The sequence below is a fragment of the Nitrososphaerales archaeon genome, assembly GCA_025058425.1.
Classification (GTDB): domain Archaea; phylum Thermoproteota; class Nitrososphaeria; order Nitrososphaerales; family JANXEG01; genus JANXEG01.
In genome coordinates this window covers 1-2,753 of sequence record JANXEG010000082.1, presented here as the reverse complement: position 1 = coordinate 2,753, position 2,753 = coordinate 1, and the positions used below count along the sequence as shown (strand labels likewise).

The window sequence follows — 2,753 nt, the reverse complement described above, 5'->3', positions numbered from 1 at the left end:
GGCTTATTCTAATGAACTTTATCAGAGGGCGAAGAAGCTCATACCGGGTGGTGTTAACAGCCCCGTTAGGGCCTATGAGCCATACCCATTCTTCGTTAAGAGGGCTGAAGGTTCTAAGATATACGATGTAGATGGCAACTCATACGTAGATTACGTAATGGGTTATGGAGCATTACTGTTGGGTCACTCTCCTCCAAAGCTCGTTCAAAGGTTGAAGGACACCTTAGAAGATGGTTTTTTATACTGTGCACCGACGGAGAAAGAAGTGTTATTGGCGGAGAAGATCAAAAGATTCTATAGATCGATCGAAATGGTTAGATTGGTCAATAGTGGTTTAGAGGCGACTTTACATGCAATAAGGCTTGCGAGGGGTTATACCAATAGGAAAAAGATACTAAAGTTTGAAGGGTGCTACCATGGATCACACGACTCTGTATTGGTCAAAGCTGGCTCGGGTGCACTGACATTCGGCGTACCATCGAGCTTGGGTGTTTTAGAAGATCTTGCCAAACACACGTTGATTTCAAGATTCAACGATATAGAATTGACGGAGAAAGTCGTTAGAGAGAATAAGGACGACCTTGCAGCGATAATCGTAGAGCCAGTAATGGCGAATGCGGGCTTGATCAAGCCTAGGAGAGATTTTTTACTCTCTCTAAGAGAACTGGCTGATTATTCAGACGCTATTCTAATATTCGATGAAGTTGTAACGGGCTTCAGACTCGCACTGGGTGGAGCACAAGAGTACTATGAAATCGAGGCTGATTTAACAACGTTGGGTAAGGTGTTAGGTGGGGGCTTACCTATCTCAGCTTTTGGTGGAAGGGAAGATATTATGAAGAATCTGTCACCGATCGGTAAAGTTTATCAGGCTGGAACGTATAGCGGCAATCCATTATCTACTACTGCAGCCCTTACAGTACTTGATATACTCGAAGAAAATCCTCAAATATACTGTGAGATGAGGATGAAAGTTGATAGATTATGTAAGGAGATTAAAGAGTTTATCGAGGAGATGAAATTACCTTTAACGGTAAATCATATCGAATCGATGTTCCAAATATTCTTCATACAAGGAGCGCATGAAAGTATCTTTAGCTATGAGGATGTTCAAAGATCCAATTTGAATTGGTTCAAGGAATACTTCTTAAATATGCTCAATAATGGGGTATTTCTTCCACCTAGCCAATTTGAAACATGCTTCCTCTCAGCATCACATACAGATGAAGATATAGAGAAGACGATAGGTGCGATTAAAGAATCTTTATCGGCATTGAAAAGATGAAACTGGTAGTAGGTACTCGGGGTAGTAAATTATCGTTGATTCAAACGAAAGAGGTATTGGATAGACTCATGGAGAATTTCCCAGATATAGAATTCGATGTTAAGATAATCAAAACTAAGGGGGATCTTGATTTAGAGACACCGTTGTACAAAATTCCGCAAAAGGGAATATTTGAAAGGGAGATAGACCTAGCCCTTCTCAAACATGATATAGATTTTGCAGTTCATAGTATGAAGGATTATCCAACAAAGACCTTCGATGATATCGTAATAGCGGCCGTACCGCCACGCCGAAGCCCCTACGATGTATTTGTATCGAATATCGCTAAAAATATCGAGGATCTGCCCGATAAAAGCCGCATCGGAACCAGTAGCCTCAGAAGGGAGGCTTTTGTCAAATTCGTTAGAAAAGATCTGGAAGTCTTTCCTATAAGGGGGAATGTGGAGAGTAGGTTAAAAAAGATGAGAGAGGGTGTTGTCGATGGTTTGATACTGGCAGAAGTTGCCATAGAGCGGTTGAATGAAGAAGTAAATTATCAAAGATTGAATATTGAAGATTTTACACCCGCTGCAGGCCAAGGAGCACTCGCAGTAGTAGCAAGAAAGCAGGATGATGAAATACTAAAGATTTTAAGATCGATCGATGATGAAAAGTCTCGATTTGAAGTCTTGATGGAGCGCGAAATAATTTCGATGCTCGATGTAGGTTGCAAAACACCTTTGGGAGTTTACGTTAATTTAAATTTAGATAGAGTGAACGTTATAGTATCGACGGTTTCGATCGACTACCAGAGGAAGGTTTTAATCAACGAATCTGTAAGTGGACATGATATATCACAAGTAACTTCTTACGTCGTCAAGGTCTTTAGAGAAAAGGGTGGCGAGAGGGTATTAAAAGAGTGGAGGTTGAATAAGTTAAGTGAGCGTAGGTAAAGTATATTTGGTTGGAGCCGGGCCTGGAGATCCGGAGCTCATCACCCTTAAGGGTCTTAAAGTATTGCGAAAGGCAGACGTAGTAATTTACGATAGATTGGTAAATGTGGATACTTTAAACTATACACGAAGAGCTAAAGAATTGATATGTGTAGGGAAAGAGAAGGGAGAGAGTTGGAAGCAAGAACGGATCAATGAGTTATTGATTGAAAAGGCTAAACAGTATAAAATCGTCGTTAGATTGAAGAATGGCGATCCGATGCTCTTTGGGAGGGGTGCAGAAGAGTGCGAAGCATTAAAAGAAGCTGGAATACCTTATGAAATAATTCCGGGAGTAACTTCGGCATTGGCGGCCGCAGCTTATGCTCGAATACCCATCACCCATAGAGATTACTCATCAACGTTAGCGATAGTCACAGGTCATAGAAAGGAGGATTATGAGAATTTAGATTATCTGATACCCGTCTTTAAAGGGGTCGATACGACGATCATATTGATGGGTGTATCAAACCTTGAGAGAATAATCGATGCGGCGT

General features: G+C 41.1%; 3 protein-coding genes. All 3 read left to right on the top strand.

Annotation, left to right across the window (positions count from 1 at the left end):
- Positions 1–1,285, top strand: a 1,285-nt coding sequence (gene hemL / locus NZ896_06755) for a glutamate-1-semialdehyde 2,1-aminomutase (GenBank protein MCS7117143.1), incomplete at its 5' end; no start/stop codon positions are given.
- Positions 1,282–2,217: a hydroxymethylbilane synthase gene (hemC, locus tag NZ896_06750; GenBank protein ID MCS7117142.1), complete on the top strand. Its 936-nt coding sequence runs from the start codon at positions 1,282–1,284 to the stop codon at positions 2,215–2,217. The genes hemL and hemC, both read left to right, overlap by 4 nt.
- On the top strand, positions 2,204–2,753 hold a 550-nt coding region (gene cobA / locus NZ896_06745), incomplete at its 3' end, for a uroporphyrinogen-III C-methyltransferase (protein MCS7117141.1). The genes hemC and cobA, both read left to right, overlap by 14 nt.

Coding starts and splice junctions, on each gene's coding strand:
- hemC (MCS7117142.1), top strand. CDS start 1,282: ATGAAACTGGTAGTAGGTACTCGGGGTAGTAAATTATCGTTGATTCAA.